The sequence below is a fragment of the Flavobacterium faecale genome, from assembly GCF_048320115.1.
Taxonomy (GTDB): Bacteria; Bacteroidota; Bacteroidia; order Flavobacteriales; family Flavobacteriaceae; genus Flavobacterium; species Flavobacterium faecale_A.
The window spans coordinates 398,181-415,522 of record NZ_CP182943.1 but is presented as its reverse complement, the minus strand read 5'-3'; the positions used below and the strand labels follow the sequence as shown (position 1 = coordinate 415,522).

Genomic DNA, 17,342 nt, shown 5'->3' with positions numbered 1-17,342 from the left:
AGTAAATAAATAAGCCAAAAACACATCCCAATCATCACTACAATGAGGCAGGTTTGAATCAGTATTATTTTTGTCTTATTCATAATAGGTATTTATAAAGCCTATAATTAGGCTCTTAGTATTCTGTTAAAGCACTAATTTGTAATTCCTCACTATTTCTAAAGAAGAAAATATTTTGCAAATGATGAAGTCCTTTTAGCTCAATTTTAGTTGTAAAGTCAAACCACAATCCATTTACGGAGTTAATTTGAGTGCCAAATAAATTATAACTTGGAAAGTCTTTATAGTCTAATTTTATAGCTCCAATTTTTAGAAGTAACTCTTCTGTGATTGGTATTGGTCGACTATCGTTATTAAAACTTTCATTTTCCTCCTCACAAAGCTTAATGTCGTACCAATCAATAAAAAAATATTGCCATTCTAAATCTTCTCCCTCAGTATAATATTCTAAAAGATTTCCAATTCGTAAATCTGTAACCGAAACTCTAGTACATGGGGCGATCAAAGTACCGTTTTGGTTTCCTAAATTAGTTTTGTTTTTATTCGTTTCCATAAGTTTCTTTTGGTTTTAAAATCAAACTCACACAATCATCATCTGGGTTAATAGTACTATTTTTTACTTATTTTGATATCCCAAAACTAGGTATACAAAACCATATATAAATCCGAAAATAGGGGTGTAATTGTCCAAAAACCACTTTTTATCCCTTTAAAATCAAGGTTTTTTAATTTTGGATTATTTTTAGGAACAGAATGATTCGTGTTTAAGGAAGTAAAGTTCCTGCTGCCGAAGTTTCAGGACAAATACAAAAGGGTGTCTTCCGATACTTTGGATCTATCAGGGTTACCATTTTTGTTTTTGGGTTTTATGGAGGTGTAATTATTGCGACCTAAATAGTTTGTTTACAAAACCTGCATGTTTATATTTTAAGCAGATTTAATAGAGTGTGATAAATTTTAAAACATATAGAATTTTGCACCATAGTGCTATCAATAGATATTTTACCTAAGCATCTTCCTTAGAAAATTTATCCGCATATTGACTTGGAGTTTCTCCAAATTTCTTTTGGAAACATTTGCTAAAGTACTTCGGATTGTTAAAGCCTACTTTGTAGCTCACTTGTGAAATATTGATTTTGTGTTGTTCGAGTAATTGAGCAGCACGTTTCAGTCGGATTTCGTGTATGAATTCGTTTGGGGTAAAATTAGTCCAGGCTTTGATTTTTGAGAATAACATCGATCGGCCTACTCCTAATTCTGAACAGAAAAAAGGGATATCAAAGTGTTCGTTTGAAATGTTATCTTCTACAATTTGGAATGCTTTTTTGAGTAGTTCCTCGTCTAGTGATGAAACCGTGATTTCACTTGGGCTAAAAGAAGTTTCATTCGCAAATTTGGCTTTCAATCTTTCAGTTGATTCTAAAATATTCTTAATACGAAGTTTGAACTCGATGAGGTTAAACGGTTTACTGATATAATCATCAGCACCGCTTTCTAAACCTTCAAATTTATAGACTAATGCGGAACGAGAAGTTAATAAAATGACTGGAATGTGGCTGGTCCTGATGTCTTCTTTGATTTTGGCACAGAGTTCGGTTCCGACCATTTCAGGCATGATAACATCACTAATAATTAAATCAGGATTGTCATTTATAGCTTTTTTCAACCCTTTTTTACCGTTATCAGCTTGGATGATGTTGTATTCGTCTTTTAATAAATTTTTCATGAAGTTTCTCAAAACAGAATGGTCTTCCACAATCAGAATCGTTTTTTTATCTTCAGAAGGAATGAGTTCGCTGATATCATTATTCTCAACGATCAATTCCTCTTCTAGTTGAGCGGTATATTGACTAATGTCATCGCTAATTTTAAAATCAGTTAGGATTTCATCCTCCATAAGATGTTCTTTTCCTAATGGTAAGCTGACTTTAAAGATAACCCCTTCGGTTTCTTTGTTTTGGACCGTAATGGTGCCTTTGTGTAATTGGACAATATTTTTGACAATAGAAAGTCCTATACCCGTTCCCTTATTGTAATTTTCTTGAACTTTATTGTGCAAAGGAATTTCAAAAAACAAATCAAATATCTTTTCGATATGTTGTTCTGCAATACCTACTCCTGAATCTTCTACTTCAATACTAATATTTTTATCGTCGGTTGTGATTTTTACAGCAATTATTCCACCCTTTGGTGTATAGCGAAAAGCATTCGAAATTAAATTATAAAAAACGCGTTCTAATTTTGGACGGTCATAATAGAGCAGGATTTCGTCATTTGAAGATTCAAAAGTGTAGGTGTAATCACCATCTTTGGCATATTCGATAAATGATAAATAGATTTCTTTGGTGAATTTAACAACATTACCTTCAGCGGCTTCCAATGTATATTGTTTGGTTTCTAATTTTCTAAAATCCATTAACCGATTGATTAAACTCAAAAGATGATTGGCGCTACTTTCAATAACGAGTAATTTTTTGTACATGTCATTCGTCCCGTTATATTTAAGGAGAATTTGTTGTAAAGGACCTAATATTAAGGTCAATGGTGTTCTAAACTCATGCGAGATATTGGTAAAGAATTCTAATTTGGCTTGATTGGTTTCTTTAATTCTCTCGGCTTCAATGTATTCTAACTCTAATTTTTGTTTTAGATTGGCTTTGGATTTTAAAATCCAATTTAGCTTATAAACGGCAAATCCAATGATTAAAAGATAAATTAACATTGCCCAAATACTTCTCCAAGGGGCGGGTTTAATAATGAATGTTAAAGTTGTAGGCTCCTTGTTCCAAATACCATCATTATTAGCTCCATATACTTCAAAAGTATAGGTGCCTGGATTTTGAATGATATAGGTGGCTTCTGTATTTTTGGTGATGGTCCAGTTGTTTTCTAGTCCTTTTAAACGGTATTTATATTGGTTGTTTTTTGGACGTATAAAATTTGGAATTGCATAATTGATGGAGAAATTAGCCTTGTCATAAGCCAAGGTTACTGATTTGGTATAACCTATACTTTTTTCTAAAATTCCATTAGCATCATTGGCATTGATGGATTCGTTTTTAATTTTTAAATTGGTAATTAAAACCTGAGGAATATAGTTGTTATGTGATAGGGTTTTGGTATCTAGAAAACTTACGCCTAATGGGCCTCCAAAGTAAAACTGACTGTCATTAATTTGCAAACAGGAATTGTCGTTAAATTCGTTCCCAACCAGACCATCTTTTTGGTTGTAGACTACTATTTTTTTGGAGTTAGGATTGTATTTAATAATGCCCTCATTGCTACTCATCCATAAGTTATGGTTAGCATCTTCATTTATCGTGTGAATAGAGGTGATAAGGGTGTTTTCAAGATTAAGCAGTTTGGTTTTGATGAATTTTTTTCCATCAAAAAAGTACAATCCTTTGGCTTTGGTTCCTATCCAAATTTGATTTTTACGATCTTGGAAAACGGTAAGAATATCATCTCCCGAAAGCAGGTTGTTATCAAAAAAATAATGTTTGATAACATAGGAGGTTTTTTCTTTGTTCTTAAAAAAGATTCGATTCAATCCGTTTTGTGTGCCTACCCACAAGGTTTTTTTAGAATCAACTAATAAGGTTCTAATCCGATTATTAGTCAAGAAATTGTTTTTTTTAGAATTATCAATAACATGAAAATTCCCGTTAGTAGTATTGTATTGAATCAATCCTTTTCCAAAACTCCCCAACCATAAATGAGTACTATCATCATGAATAATGGAATAAATTCCTGTTTGCTCTACAAATTGAGAAAGTTTTTGCGAAATGATTTCAGGTGTAAATCTTTTTGATTTTGTATTGTAGGCAGTAAATCCTTTGGTAAAAGTCCCAATCCATAAAGTTCCATTAGGCGAAATATGAAGTGATTTTATGTCGTTTTGTGAGTTGTTAGGAGTGTTTAAAAAACGGGAGTTTTGAGATTGAGCATCAAAAACAGTTATTCCAGAACCTTCAGTTCCTAAATAGATATTCTTGTTTTTGTCAGCAACTATGGAACTAACTACATTGAAACTTAATTTTTTATGGATGGAGTTTTGGTTGAAATTAGTAAAATTAGTATTGGAAACATCCCATAAATTAATGCCATTGTAATAAGAACCTATCCAAACTGAACCTTTGTTGTCGGTATATATTGATTTGATTTTATCAATATTAGGCTGATTGCTGCTATAGGTTTTAATCTGTTGTAAGTTTGTGTTGTTTTCCAAAACATAAATACCATCATAAGCGCCAATCCAAAGGGAACCTCGATTGTCAATACTCAGAGCTCGAATATCAGAATTTAATTTATTGAAGTTGGGTTTGCTAGACAAAAATGTAATCACTTTTGTATTCGGGTGCAATTGTACCAGCCCTTTGTTTTTTGTTCCAATCCATATTGTATTAGCGGCATCTTCCATCATGCACTGAACAAATAAATTTTCAGGACCAAATCTTACAAATTCAAACTGATTGTTTTTACGTGAATTTAGTTTACAAAAGCCTTTAGAAGTCCCTATCCAAATGCCATTTTTTTTGCTGTTTATGATACTTAAAACATAGTTGCTAGGAAGGCTGTTTTTGTTGTTGCTAGCATGAAATAAAGTGATTATTTTTTTTGTACTCTGATTGTAAATGGTTATCCCTTCGGAGGTTCCTATCCAAATTTCATCACCAATTTCTTTGATGCACCAAATAGCATTATTGCTCAGTGAATTGTTCAAGTTTGAATGTGAATAGCGTTTAAAGGTGTTGTTTACAGGGTTGTAGCAGTTTAAGCCATTATAAGTTCCTATCCATAATTTTCCAAATTGATCTTCTATGATAGATAAAATATCGTTGTTACTTATGGAAGCTGGATTGGTTTCGTCAGTTCTGTAAACAGTGAATTTACTTCCATCGTATTTGTTCAAACCATCACGAGTTCCAAACCACATTTGGCCTAATTTGTCTTGATGAATAGCAATGACTGAACTTTGTGAGAGTCCATCATTTGTAGAAATATTTTTAAAACGATAGTTTGCGTTTTGCGAGGAAAGCGTACAAGCAATTAGTAATAAATAAACTAATATCGTTTTTTTCATATTATTAATATTCAATAAGAAAACACTCAAAAAAAATTCTATAGTAAATAAAGATAGTTACTAATTACTATAATTTTAACCTTTTCTTCAACTGATAGTCGTAAAGGGAAGGGATAGTTGCAGGTTTTTGATTGATTAATTGTTTGTATGAATTGGGTTCATAAGATACCTCAAATGTTGCGTTTCCGTGAACTCCAACCACGGTGGCGAAAGGACCGTCTTTAAGTCCGTTTAATAGAATAGATAGAGATTTTGAAGCATTTTCGACTTGGACATTCAAGTTCCAAAAAGTACTGAAAGCCGCATGTGAGGGTTTCCAATAATCTGCTCCACCGCCTCCAAAAATAGGATAACTATTATCGGCTTTAGGTTTGATATAAACCGTTGTTGCATCAAATAAATTTTGATGATTCAGTCCTGAATGTTGGTCTAGAATAGGATTTTTAAATACGGTACAATATTGATACACATTTTTAGTTGAAAAAGTATTAAAACTCATCGGATGTACTGCATCATTGTACACTTTTAAATTTTTAATCAAAACATTGTGAACACCACCTAAAGCTACGGTGTAATGTGCTAAATTATTACCAGTTGTAGTGATATTTTGCACAGTGGTGTTAGCAATTTCTTCCGTAAGAATACCACTGTCAGCATTGTGAATAACTACATTGTTTACCCAGCTGTTAAATATTCGGGTCAGAAATATTGCATTATAACCAGGTTCTACGTGATGTGCCACTCGTGGAGCATCAGGGAAAGTAATTTTTAAGTTTTCAATACCAACTTCGGCAAGGTGTTTCCATTCTACAAGTTGTGCTTCATACACGGGTTTGATATCGATCATCAATGGGTCTTTGATGGTAACAATATTTTTTGTGAATTTTACGATTTCGGCTTGTTGACGGACTAATGGTAATGTTGGAAATTGCCAGTGATGTGAACCTGGTTTTAAGTCAGAGTTGTTGTATAAAGCTGTAATAATTTCTCCATTTTGTCCTTCTTTGTTGAATAATTCTAACTCAACTACATCGCCTACTTTTAGGTTTTTAGTATCTGTTACCGTAATTGTAGTTTCTCCTCTTTTTCCAGATATTACTTTTGTCAATACGTTAATTTCAGGGTCGTATTTTTCTAAATAGGATTTTACACGCTCACCAGGAACTTGTGTCCAGATCATGCCACCAGACCATGCATACTGTGAAAATGGAAGATCAATATTGTTTTCTTTTTCCCTTTGACGTTTGTCAAATGTGACTAAATATTCGCGTAATTCAGTCAATGATTCTGGATCTTTCAAATACATCATGGGGCGAGGACAAAAAATCTCTGTGCCTTTTTCGTCAGAACCAGCACCACGCAAGATAAAATTACTGCGCTCGATATAGAGTATTGAACTCAAAATGATTCTTCCTGCAGGTAATTCTAATACCACATTTCCGGGAATGGTTTTGGCTTTTTCTAAGGCTTTCAAAAGTGCTTTTGAATCATCAATTGGGTCATTTGCAATTACACCAAAATCCGTAGCATATACTATTGTGCTTTTAGGAGTAGGTAATGGTTTTTCACCGTTATGATAACCAGCATAACTAAAATCAGGAATATAGGTTTCATTGTTTTTTAGAAGTATTTTTTGAATATCTTCTTTGGTTTGTGACCAAAGGAGACTTGGTGCTAAGGATACAAATAAAACCAGAATCTTAACAATGTTATTAGGTATATTCATAACGTACTATTTTTTTAAAGAAATGCTATTTTTGAATTTCAACACCAAAATAGCTAGGTAAGTTTACACGAATTCCACTAATTTACACGAAATTGAACTGTTTGATTTTTCACGAATTTGCCTTAAACGGATAGCATTTGTGAAATTTCATTTTCTACTTTTCTAATTTGTGTAAATTAGTGGAATTCATGTTGACCTCTGATTAATTTGAATAGAAATCCAGATATCCTATTTTACAAATCTGTAATTGGACTGTATTTTGGAACCAATATTTTCATTACTGTCCAACCTATTAAATAACAAACAGCACAAACAGAAAAAATGATAAAATAACCAGCTTCTATACCTTGAAAGCCCATAAAATTCATGTTAGTTTCTTGACTGAAATCAAATAACAATCCTGAACTTTTATTAATTACTGTAGAACCAATACCTCCAGCTAAACCACCAATTCCAGTGATTGTTGCAATGGCTTTTTTAGGAAACATATCTCCAACAGTGGTAAATATATTAGCAGACCAGGCTTGATGTGCAGCTCCAGCAATTCCAATTATGATTACAGGCAACCAATAGCTAATGTGTCCTAAAGGTTGTGCTACTAAAGCTAGTAATGGAAAAAAGGCAAAAATTAACATGGATCTCATTCTACCAGCATAAGGATCCATACCTTTTTTCTCAACAAAATAAGTAGGCAACCATCCACCAATGATAGAAAGTAGTGTAATCATATACAATACAAATAAAGGGAAAGCTGCTTGTGTAGAATCCATTCCGTAAACAGAACTCAAATAAGCTGGCGTCCAGAACAAAAAGAACCACCATACACCATCAGTCATAAATTTACCAAAAGCGAAAGCCCATGTTTGTCTGTAGGTTAAACACTGTTTCAAAGAAACTTTGGCAGTTGTTTCAGGTACATAACCGACTAGTTTACTATCTGCAATATCATCTTGTTGGATATATTCTAATTCGGCAGCACTCACTTTTGGGTGTTTTTCTGGTTTGTCATACATAAAAATCCAAAATCCCATCCAAACAAATCCTAAGGCTCCAATAATGATAAAAGCCATTTCCCAACCAAAAGCTTTTGCAATAAACGGAATTGTAATTGGTGCTGCTAAAGCACCTACTGTTGCTCCAGCGTTAAAAATACTAGTAGAGAAGGCTCTGTCTTTTTTTGGAAAATATTCAGCAGTTGTTTTGATTGCAGCTGGAAAATTTCCTGCTTCACCTAAGGCTAAAACAAAACGTGCAAAGATAAACAGGGTAACACTTACGTTGATAACCATTCCGGTATCGTTGATGTTTTCAATAATGTCTTTTGCTCCTTCAAAACCTACAAACCAATTACCAGTGATAATTCCAGAAGTGGCAATTCCACAAAAGGCATGTAAACAAGCACCTACTGACCAAATCCCAATTGCCCAAAGAAACCCTTTTTTTGTATCTAACCAATCCACAAATCTTCCTGCAAACAATAAAGAGACAGCATAAAAAATAGAAAATAGAGCGGTAATATTTCCATAATCATTGTTGGTCCAATGAAACTCAGGAGCAATAAAATCACTCCATGTTAAGGATAGTACTTGTCTGTCAAGATAATTTATGGTAGTTGCAAAAAACAACAATCCGCAAATTGTCCAGCGGTATTTTCCAATCGTTTCTTTTTTGTTATTCATAATAGTTAATAGTTTTATTTTTATTAAAATTAAAATAGGGTGGAGGTGGTTTTCTCCAACGTAAATATATGTTATTCTTTTATAGGAATATTAAAATAGCCTTTTGCATTTTCATAACAAATGGCTTTTACAAGATTTCCAATGAGTTTCATGTCATTAGGAAGTTCTCCTTTTTCAACTTCTTCTCCCAAAGTATTACATAGAATACGTCGGAAATACTCATGACGAGGAAAAGACAAAAAGCTTCTGGAATCGGTTAACATACCTACAAAACGACTTAGTAAACCAAAATTTGATAAAACATTCAATTGTTTTTCCATACCATCTTTTTGATCTAAAAACCACCATGCAGCGCCATATTGCATTTTTCCTGGAGTAGAGCCATCGTTAAAGTTGGCCACCATAGCAGCAAACATTTCGCTGTCTTTTGGGTTTAGGTTATAGACAATGGTTTTGGTTAAGGAATCATTTGTACTCAATTTTCCGAAAAACGCACTCATTGCATTTGCTGCACTCAAATCTCCAAGAGAATCAAAACCTTGGTCTGGTCCCAAGAGCGTCATCATTTTAGAGTTGTTGTTGCGGATAGCACCTATGTGAAATTGTTGGACCCAGCTGCGTTTGTGATTCATTTTGGCAACTTCAAACAAAACAGCCGACTTGTATTTGTTAATTTCTAATTCGGTTAAGGCTACAGTCTTTATTCCTTTTTCAAGTATGCTGTCAATTTCTTCCTCTGTATAGTTTTCAGCATAAAAAGTAGCATGTCCGTGATCTGAAATGCGGCATCCATTTTCATGAAAATAATCGTGTCGCAGTTGTAAAGCTTGAATCAATTTTGCAAATGTTTTGATTTCAAAACCTACAGTTTTCTCAAGTTTTTGAATCCAGTCAGCAAACAAACTTCCTTTTTCAATCTCAGTCGCTTTATCTGGACGGAAAGAAGGCAATACTGCAATATCAAAATCTTCTTCTCTAAGTTGTATATGGTACTGTAAGTCATCGGTTGGGTCATCTGTTGTTCCCACCATTTTGACGTTCATTTTTCGCAACAAATTTCGAACACTAAACTCCGGTTTTTTCAATAAGGCATTACATTGATGGTAAATAGCATCGGCTGTTTCTGCATTAAGTAATTCTTCAATTCCAAAATAATTTTTCAATTCAAAATGTGTCCAATGGTACAACGGATTTCTTAGCGTATAAGGAATCGTTTCAGCATACTTTATGAATTTCTCATAGTCGGAAGCATCGCCACTAATGTATTTTTCGTCAATTCCGTTAGCACGCATTGCACGCCATTTGTAATGATCTCCTTCAATCCACAATTGTGTGATGTTTTCAAATTGACGGTCTTCAGCGATGTCTTTTGGCGACAGATGATTGTGGTAATCAAATATGGGTTGTGATTTAGCATACTCATGATAAAGGGTGCGTGCTACTTCATTATGTAGCATGAAATCAGGAGTGATAAAAGCGGTTTTAGTCATTTTTTTTGTTGCAATAGATTACAGTGGATAACTATTTACCGTAAAGGAATTACTTCCTTTACGGTAAATATAGAATGCATTATTCTTATTTTTTATAAGCGCTTTGTAGAATTAAAGACTTCTTTTGATGCCTAATTCAAGACCTCTTAATTCAGCCAAACCTCTTAAACGACCTATTCCTGAGTAACCAGGATTTGTTTTTTTATTCAAATCATCTAACATTTGATGACCGTGGTCAGGACGCATTGGAATAATTCGACCAGTTTCTTTTTCTTTTTTAACAATTGATTTTACCACTTCATACATGTCTACATCGCCTTCTAAATGATTGGCTTCATAGAAATTCCCTTCAGCATCTCTTTGTGTACTTCTCAAATGGATAAAATTCATTTTTTCACCATGACGATCTACAATTCCTGGTAAATCATTCTCAGCAATTACCCCATAAGAACCCGTACACATACAAAATCCGTTTGAAGGAGAATCAATAGCGTCTAGCAATTGTTTCAAATCAGCTTCCGTACTTACAACTCTAGGCAAACCTAGGATTGGGTATGGAGGATCATCTGGATGAATGGCCATTTTTACACCTGCACTCTCAGCAACAGGGATGATTTCACGAAGGAAATAATATAGGTTTTCTTTTAATTTAGCCGCATCAATTCCATCATATCCTTGCAAAACTTTCAAGAAATCTTCAACAGTATATGATTCTTCAGCTCCTGGCAATCCTGCTATAATGTTTTGTTGTAATTTGATTTTATCGGCATCGCTTAATTTTTCAAAAGTAGCTTTAGCTTTGATTTTTTGTGCTTCAGTATAGGTATCTTCTGCACCTGGTCTTTTTAAGATAAACAATTCAAAAGCGGCAAATTCATTTACATCAAAGCGTAATGCTTTTGAACCATCTTCTACTTCATAGGATAAGTCTGTTCTTGACCAGTCTAAAACGGGCATAAAATTATAACATACTATGTTGATACCACAAGCAGCCAAGTTTTTGATACTTTGCTTGTAGTTTTCGATGTATTTTAAATAATCACCTGATTGTTTTTTGATGTCCTCATGAACAGGAATACTTTCTACCACTGACAAAGTCAATCCAGCAGCTTCCACTTCATTTTTTCGTTTCATAATTTCATCTACTTCCCACACCTGACCGTTTTTGATATGATGTAAGGCAGTAACAATTCCAGTTGCACCTGCTTGTCTAGCATCTGATAATTTTACTGGGTCATTTGGTCCGTACCATCTCCACGTTTGTTCCATTTTATATATTTTTTAAAAGTAATAGTTAATGTTAAATACTTGATGCTGCAAATCCACCGTCAACATTTACCACAGTTCCAGTAACAAATTTTGATAAATCGCTACACAAGAATAACAAGGCTCCATCAAGATCTTCAGGTACTCCAAATCTTCCCATTGGGGTGTGTTCGATGATTTTTAATCCACGAGGAGTTAATTCCCCTTCTGGAGTTAATAACAAGGCACGGTTTTGTTCGCCAATAAAAAATCCTGGTGCAATAGCATTTACACGGATTCCTTCACCATATTTAGATGCTAATTCAACAGACATCCATTGTGTAAAGTTGTCAATAGCTGCTTTTGAAGCAGAATATCCAACAACTCTCGTCAATGGTCTTTTGGCTGAAGCCGAAGAAATATTGATTATGTTTCCTGATTTTTGCTTAGCAAAAACTTCAGAGAAAACCTGTGATGGCAATACAGTTCCAACAATGTTTAAGTCTAAAACTTTACGTAAGTCTTCTGTTTTTAAATCGTAGATTGCCTGATCAGGTCCAATCGTTGCTCCAGGCATATTTCCTCCAGCAGCATTAATCAATATGTCAAGTTTTCCGTATTTTTCAATAACGAAATCTCTAATTTTTTCTAAGTTTTCTTTGTCTAATACATTTCCTTGGACAGCATAAGCTTGTCCTCCAATCTTTTCAATAGCTTCAACAGTTCTTTCTGCTTCTTCCAATGTAAATCCAACTATACCAACAATCACTCCTTGTTTTGCTAAAACCGTAGCCATATTACTTCCTAAAACACCTGCACCTCCTGTAATAAGAGCTACTTTTCCTTTTAAATTAAAGATTGAATCCATTTTTTTAATTTTATAGTTGATTATTATTTTCTCTTTATTTAATGCTTAAAATTAAATATGTATGATTAATTAGTGCATTAATGATATTTTATTAACTTGCGTGTTCGCACACGGGGTATTACAAATGTATATAAAAAATCAACTTGAGCAACTTTTTTAAGAAAAAAAATTAAATTTACCTTTTTGAAACCCAGTACTAACTTAAAGTCAAATACTATCATAACGATCAAAGAAATAGCCCGTTTAGCCAATGTTTCGACTGGAACAGTGGATCGAATTATTCATAATCGAGGGCAAGTAGCACAAGAGAATATAGATAAAGTAAATGCTATTATTGATGAATATGGTTACAAGAGAAATATTTTTGCAAGTAATCTAGCTTTTAATAAAAAATTTAAGTTTGCGGTATTGTTGCCCCAATTTAATGATATTGAGTATTGGGAAATACAAATGAAAGGGATAGAGAGGGCAGAGAAGGAGTTTAAACAATATGGAGTTAGTTTAGACTATTATTTATATGATTTTGATCCTTTATCTTTTAATAAAATAGCTCAAAAAGTATTAGAGTCCGATTTTGATGGCTTGCTTTATGCTCCTATTTTTTATGATGAATCAGTGCTTTTCTTAAGAGAATTTCAAAAGAAAGAAATTCCATTGGTCATGATTGATTCTGATTTTTCTGAGAGTAAAAAACACGCTTATGTGGGGCAGGATGCTTTTAAAAGTGGTTACCTAGCAGGAAGACTTACAAGTTTTGCCGTTAAAGATGAAAGGCAAGTTTTGATTATTAAAATCACTCGTGAAATTGAAGCGACTTCAGTCTATTTACAAAGAATAGATGGATTTTATTCTTTTTTTAAAGATAATAAAGAGCTTAGTAATTTTACTTTTCATGAAATCACCATTAAAGATTCGGACTTAAATCAATTGGATAGTACCATGTTTGAAGGCGTCAACAGTGTGTTTGTGCCTAATTCCCGTGCTTATATCGTAGCACAATTTTTAGAGGATAATCAAATTGATGGGATTCGGATTATTGGTTATGATTTACTGAATAAGAACATAGAATTCCTTAAGAAAGGCGTAATTGATTTTTTAATCAATCAAAAGCCTGAAGAGCAGGGTTATATGGGGATCAATCATTTGTATAAAAAATTGGTTTTACAAGAATCAGTTGAAGAAACCTATTATATGCCACTCGAAATTATCGTTAAAGAAAATTATAATTAATACTTAAAATATATAAAAGATTCTAAGTTACTAAGCTACTTAGTTACTTAGAATCTAATCAAAGCAATTTTCTAAATGCTTTTAGCTCCAAACCCTCCATCAATGTGAACGACAACACCGGTTACGAATTTTGAAGCATCTGTGCACAACCAAACCAAAGTTCCAATGATATCGTCGGGAGTTCCAAAGCGCCCCATCGGAGTATTTGCTATGATAGATTCACCTCTAGGAGTCAAATTTCCAGTTGGTGTAAGCAATAAGGCACGGTTTTGTTCTCCTATAAAAAAACCAGGGGATATGGCATTGACACGAATTCCTTCACCATACTTTGTTGCCATTTCGACTGCCATCCATCTCGTGAAATTGTCTATCGCTGCCTTTGCTGCTGAATAGCCTACAACTCTTGTTAAGGGACGTTCAGCTGTAGGGGATGAAATATTAATAATGATTCCATTTTTTTGTTTGGCAAATATTTCTGAAAAAACCTTGGAAGGCATTATTGTTCCCATAATATTTAAATCCATCACTTTTTGTAAGTCAGCAGGATTTACATTAAAAAAATCTTGTTCGGGAGTAATTATTGCACCGGGCATATTTCCTCCTGCAGCATTAATCAAAATATCCAATCGATTGTATTTTTCAAGAATAAAATGCTTTACTTTTTCTAAATCCTTTTGATTTAATACATCTGATTGTATGGCAAAAGCTTGTCCACCTTCATTTTTTATTTTTTCGACAACAGCATTAAGTTTTTCAATAGTTCTTCCTAGAACACCAACAATTACACCGTTTTGGGCTAAATTTTGTGCCATAACACTCCCTAATACGCCACCACCACCAGTGATGAGTGCAACTTTGCCTTCTAGATTAAATGGTTTGTTCATTTTTTAGATTTTTAATTTAAAGATTAGCTTTTTGATTTCACCTTCTCCCATCATCGAGGCGTGACAATCTTCTGGGTAAAGGATCGCAAATTGATTGTTGGTTAGTTTAAAATAAGTGTCAGGAGTATCATGCCAAAAACGGACATCTTTTTCAGTATTGTATTCTCCATTGGGCTGATGGCATTTTTCTCTTGGTTTCCAAGCATAAATCTCTAAGCCTCTAACGCAGAGTTGTATGTCGATATGTTCATCGTGGCATTCAAAAAATTTCAAAGCATCCTCTTTATTATTTCCATTTCCAGTGTTTACAATTACACGCAATCCTTCTGATAAAGTAGTCATTCCATCAGGGAGACTTTCAATGTCATTTTGAGCTATAAAGTCAAAAGCTGCTTTGAAATTAGGGTGAAGGCTGTAGTATTTAGCCGCATTTTTTAAACTGTCTATAATCATAATTTGTTTTATTTGATTTAATAAAAGTTGATAGGGGTATGCTAAGGTAGTTTTGTATTTGTTATAAAAAAAATAAATTTTATATATCGACGAACCAGTAGTAGCTAAAATAGAGATAAAAACTCGGTTTGTAATAGTGTTTTTAGATAATGAGCGGAAAGAGTTTTATTCATTACATTTACTAAAATTAAGAGGTTAGCCAATGTTTCTTGGGGGACTGTTGTACATGTTAATTATAATCGTGGGCAACTGGCACAAGAAAATGTAAATGCTGTAAAGTAGCGTTAATTCTTAGTTGTTACAATTTTTTTAAATGTAATATTACTGTATAGTCAACATAAAATGAAGAAACAAGGCTAATGTTGACTATTTTATCTTAAAAAAAATAGGAGCTAATAATGCCATCTTACAAATGCCTCCATCGCAGCATAATGCGATAAACCTAATTGAATATATAAATCAGCAGTTTCTTTGTTTCGATCTTCGGCACGTTGCCAAAATTCTCTGCTATCTGCACCTTGAAAGACAACTCCGTCTTTTTGAGATTGATGTTTAAAAATTCCTTTTCTTTTTTCTAATACTTGATCAGGTCCCATTGGAATAGCCATTTCAATTTCGTCAATAGCCCATTCTTGCCAAGCGCCTCTATATAACCAAACCCAACAATCCTTCATGAATTTTTGAGGTTTTAATCGCTTTACAGCCTCAAAGATGGCATCCAAACATACTTTGTGAGTTCCGTGAGGGTCTGCTAGATCTCCAGCGGCATAAATTTGATGAGGTTTAATTTTTTCGATTAAATTCATTGTTAATCGAACGTCTTCTTCATCAATGGGTTTCTTTATAATTGTTCCAGTCTCGTAGAAAGGTAGGTTCATAAAATGAATTTGAGTATCAGGAATACCTATAAAGTAGCAGGTAGATTGTGCTTCCCCTTTTCGGATTAATCCTTTTATATGTCTTACTTCAGCAATATCTATTTCACTTGTTTTTTAGAAAGCTTTGTGCTTTCTTGTAAATAGCTATAGCTTCAGAATTTTCGATGCCAAACTTATCATTGTAATCACATACAAAACTAGCAAATCGTAAAGCTTCATCATCTGCTACTGCGATATTTCCAGAAGTTTGGTAGCCTATATGAACTTCGTGGCCTTGCTCATGCAGACGCTTAAAAGTGCCTCCCATACTTATGATGTCATCATCGGGATGTGGACTAAAGATGAGCACCCTTTTTTTTGCGGGTTCTGCACGTTCTGGCCGATTAGTATCATCTGCATTAGGTTTTCCACCTGGCCAGCCTGTAATGGTGTTTTGTAATTTATTGAATATTTTAATATTGATGTCGTAGGCTGGGCCAGAATCAGCCAATAGGTCACTCATTCCGTTTTCGATATAATCGGCATCAGTAAGCATTAAAATGGGCTTTTTTAAAACTAAGGCTAAGGATAAAACAGCTTTTCGAATTAGCTTATCAGTCCAGACAATTTTCTCTACCAACCAAGGTTTATTGATTCGAGTGAGTTTTGAAGCAGCGGCTCTATCTAGAACAAAGGTAGCGTTGTTGTGCAGTTGCAAGTAGGAGGCGGGTACTAGATTAGTGACCGAATCTTCAACAGAAGCTTTGATAATGTTTGATTTTCCTTCCCCCCAAGCAAGAAGGATAACTCTTTTGGCCTCCATTATTTTTTTTACTCCTAGTGTAATGGCTGTTCGAGGCGTATTATTCAAGCCCGAAAAATCAAAACTTGCTGCTACTCTTGTGATATGGTCTAAGGCTACCAAGCGAGTTTTGGAGTTTTGTAGCGAGCCAGATTCGTTAAACCCAATATGACCATTGCCTCCAATTCCTAAAATTTGTAAGTCCAAGCCGCCCAAAGCTTCAATTTTGGCTTCATATTGACTGCAGTAATCAGAAATAGCTTCTTTGGATAAAGTTCCATCAGGAATATGATAATTTTCTGGAAGAATGTCAATATGATTGAATAATCGTTCTTTCATAAAGCGGACATAACTATTAATGGAATCAGGCTCCATTGGATAATATTCATCCAGATTAAAAGAAACCACATTGCTAAAACTCAATCCTTCCTCTTTATGTAAGCGAACCAATTCAGCATACAATCCTTTAGGAGAAGAGCCAGTGGCCAAGCCTATAATACAGGGCTGTTTTTGAGCTTGTTTAACCTTTATCAAATCTGCAATTTCTTGGGCCACTGCTTTTGATGCTAGTGTAGAGTTTTCAAAAACAATCGTCCCAATATTCTCAAACCTTTTCTCAAAGCTTGTTGCTTTATCTATGAAACTATTTAACATGCTACTTAGTTTATTTCTTAATTGATATTTTTACTAATTTGGTTTTTAAAAGCTATTCTGATTTTACTAAGCTTAAGGAGCTTTATTAAAATTATATTGTTGTAATTTGATTAAAGGAATTAAGTTTGATTGAAATTTAAAAATAAAACAGATGTGTTTTTGCATTTTCTAAGACTGGAAAAGTAATGGTGATAATTGAGTTTGAGACGAATTGTATTTCAATAAAATTACCAAATTTTGTTTTATTAGTAGCTATTTTTTGAAAGAATTTAGAAAAAAAACTTCTAATTACGAAAGCTTTAGCTTAGCCCAAATTCTGCATTAGAAATCTACTGCATTTGAATTCTTCTTTAAAAACAAGTGCTTACTTC

10 protein-coding genes and 1 pseudogene are annotated in these 17,342 nt (G+C 33.7%); 1 reads left to right on the top strand and 10 read right to left on the bottom strand.

Translation table 11 applies throughout. The features are described from left to right. Positions 1 to 115 precede the first annotated feature (115 nt). The 7 genes from ACNH59_RS01640 to ACNH59_RS01610 form a co-directional block, all read right to left on the bottom strand. On the bottom strand, positions 116 to 553 hold the full coding sequence (locus ACNH59_RS01640) for a hypothetical protein (RefSeq protein ID WP_418263719.1): 438 nt from the start codon (positions 551 to 553) through the stop codon (positions 116 to 118). 453 nt (positions 554 to 1,006) lie between these two features. Beyond that, positions 1,007 to 5,083: a two-component regulator propeller domain-containing protein gene (locus tag ACNH59_RS01635; RefSeq protein ID WP_418263718.1), complete on the bottom strand. Its 4,077-nt coding sequence runs from the start codon at positions 5,081 to 5,083 to the stop codon at positions 1,007 to 1,009. Positions 5,084 to 5,150: 67 nt separating this feature from the next. Further along, complete coding sequence (locus ACNH59_RS01630) at positions 5,151 to 6,809, bottom strand: right-handed parallel beta-helix repeat-containing protein (RefSeq protein WP_418263717.1); 1,659 nt, start codon at positions 6,807 to 6,809, stop codon at positions 5,151 to 5,153. Positions 6,810 to 7,042: 233 nt separating this feature from the next. Next, a complete protein-coding gene (locus tag ACNH59_RS01625; RefSeq protein ID WP_418263716.1) occupies positions 7,043 to 8,488 on the bottom strand; it encodes an MFS transporter in 1,446 nt (481 codons plus the stop codon). 71 nt (positions 8,489 to 8,559) lie between these two features. Beyond that, positions 8,560 to 9,978 carry a glucuronate isomerase gene (gene uxaC, locus ACNH59_RS01620; RefSeq protein ID WP_418263715.1) on the bottom strand — a complete coding sequence of 473 codons (1,419 nt, stop codon included), beginning with the start codon at positions 9,976 to 9,978 and terminating at the stop codon, positions 8,560 to 8,562. Between the two features lie 111 nt (positions 9,979 to 10,089). Then, entirely contained in the window at positions 10,090 to 11,247 is a 1,158-nt protein-coding gene (gene uxuA / locus ACNH59_RS01615; RefSeq protein ID WP_418263714.1) for a mannonate dehydratase, read from the bottom strand. 31 nt (positions 11,248 to 11,278) lie between these two features. Continuing rightward, entirely contained in the window at positions 11,279 to 12,091 is an 813-nt protein-coding gene (locus tag ACNH59_RS01610; protein WP_418263713.1) for an SDR family oxidoreductase, read from the bottom strand. 183 nt (positions 12,092 to 12,274) lie between these two features. Between ACNH59_RS01610 and ACNH59_RS01605 the strand changes: the two genes are divergently transcribed. Then, on the top strand, positions 12,275 to 13,321 hold the full coding sequence (locus ACNH59_RS01605) for a substrate-binding domain-containing protein (RefSeq protein WP_418263712.1): 1,047 nt from the start codon (positions 12,275 to 12,277) through the stop codon (positions 13,319 to 13,321). Between the two features lie 71 nt (positions 13,322 to 13,392). Here the strand turns inward: ACNH59_RS01605 and ACNH59_RS01600 are convergent, their stop codons facing one another. The 3 genes and pseudogenes from ACNH59_RS01600 to nagB form a co-directional block, all read right to left on the bottom strand. Continuing rightward, a complete protein-coding gene (locus ACNH59_RS01600) occupies positions 13,393 to 14,205 on the bottom strand; it encodes an SDR family oxidoreductase (RefSeq protein ID WP_418263711.1) in 813 nt (270 codons plus the stop codon). Between the two features lie 3 nt (positions 14,206 to 14,208). Continuing rightward, positions 14,209 to 14,658 (bottom strand): YhcH/YjgK/YiaL family protein, encoded by a 450-nt coding sequence (locus tag ACNH59_RS01595; protein ID WP_418263710.1) that lies wholly within the window; start codon positions 14,656 to 14,658, stop codon positions 14,209 to 14,211. Between the two features lie 392 nt (positions 14,659 to 15,050). Further along, positions 15,051 to 16,971: pseudogene (nagB, locus tag ACNH59_RS01590) on the bottom strand (glucosamine-6-phosphate deaminase). Positions 16,972 to 17,342: the final 371 nt, after the last annotated feature.

Excerpts from the sequence above, each read along its gene's own strand:
- ACNH59_RS01640 (WP_418263719.1), bottom strand. The coding sequence starts at position 553 with ATGGAAACGAATAAAAACAAAACTAATTTAGGAAACCAAAACGGTACT.
- ACNH59_RS01635 (WP_418263718.1), bottom strand. The coding sequence starts at position 5,083 with ATGAAAAAAACGATATTAGTTTATTTATTACTAATTGCTTGTACGCTT.
- ACNH59_RS01630 (WP_418263717.1), bottom strand. The coding sequence starts at position 6,809 with ATGAATATACCTAATAACATTGTTAAGATTCTGGTTTTATTTGTATCC.
- ACNH59_RS01625 (WP_418263716.1), bottom strand. The coding sequence starts at position 8,488 with ATGAATAACAAAAAAGAAACGATTGGAAAATACCGCTGGACAATTTGC.
- uxaC (WP_418263715.1), bottom strand. The coding sequence starts at position 9,978 with ATGACTAAAACCGCTTTTATCACTCCTGATTTCATGCTACATAATGAA.
- uxuA (WP_418263714.1), bottom strand. The coding sequence starts at position 11,247 with ATGGAACAAACGTGGAGATGGTACGGACCAAATGACCCAGTAAAATTA.
- ACNH59_RS01610 (WP_418263713.1), bottom strand. The coding sequence starts at position 12,091 with ATGGATTCAATCTTTAATTTAAAAGGAAAAGTAGCTCTTATTACAGGA.
- ACNH59_RS01600 (WP_418263711.1), bottom strand. The coding sequence starts at position 14,205 with ATGAACAAACCATTTAATCTAGAAGGCAAAGTTGCACTCATCACTGGT.
- ACNH59_RS01595 (WP_418263710.1), bottom strand. The coding sequence starts at position 14,658 with ATGATTATAGACAGTTTAAAAAATGCGGCTAAATACTACAGCCTTCAC.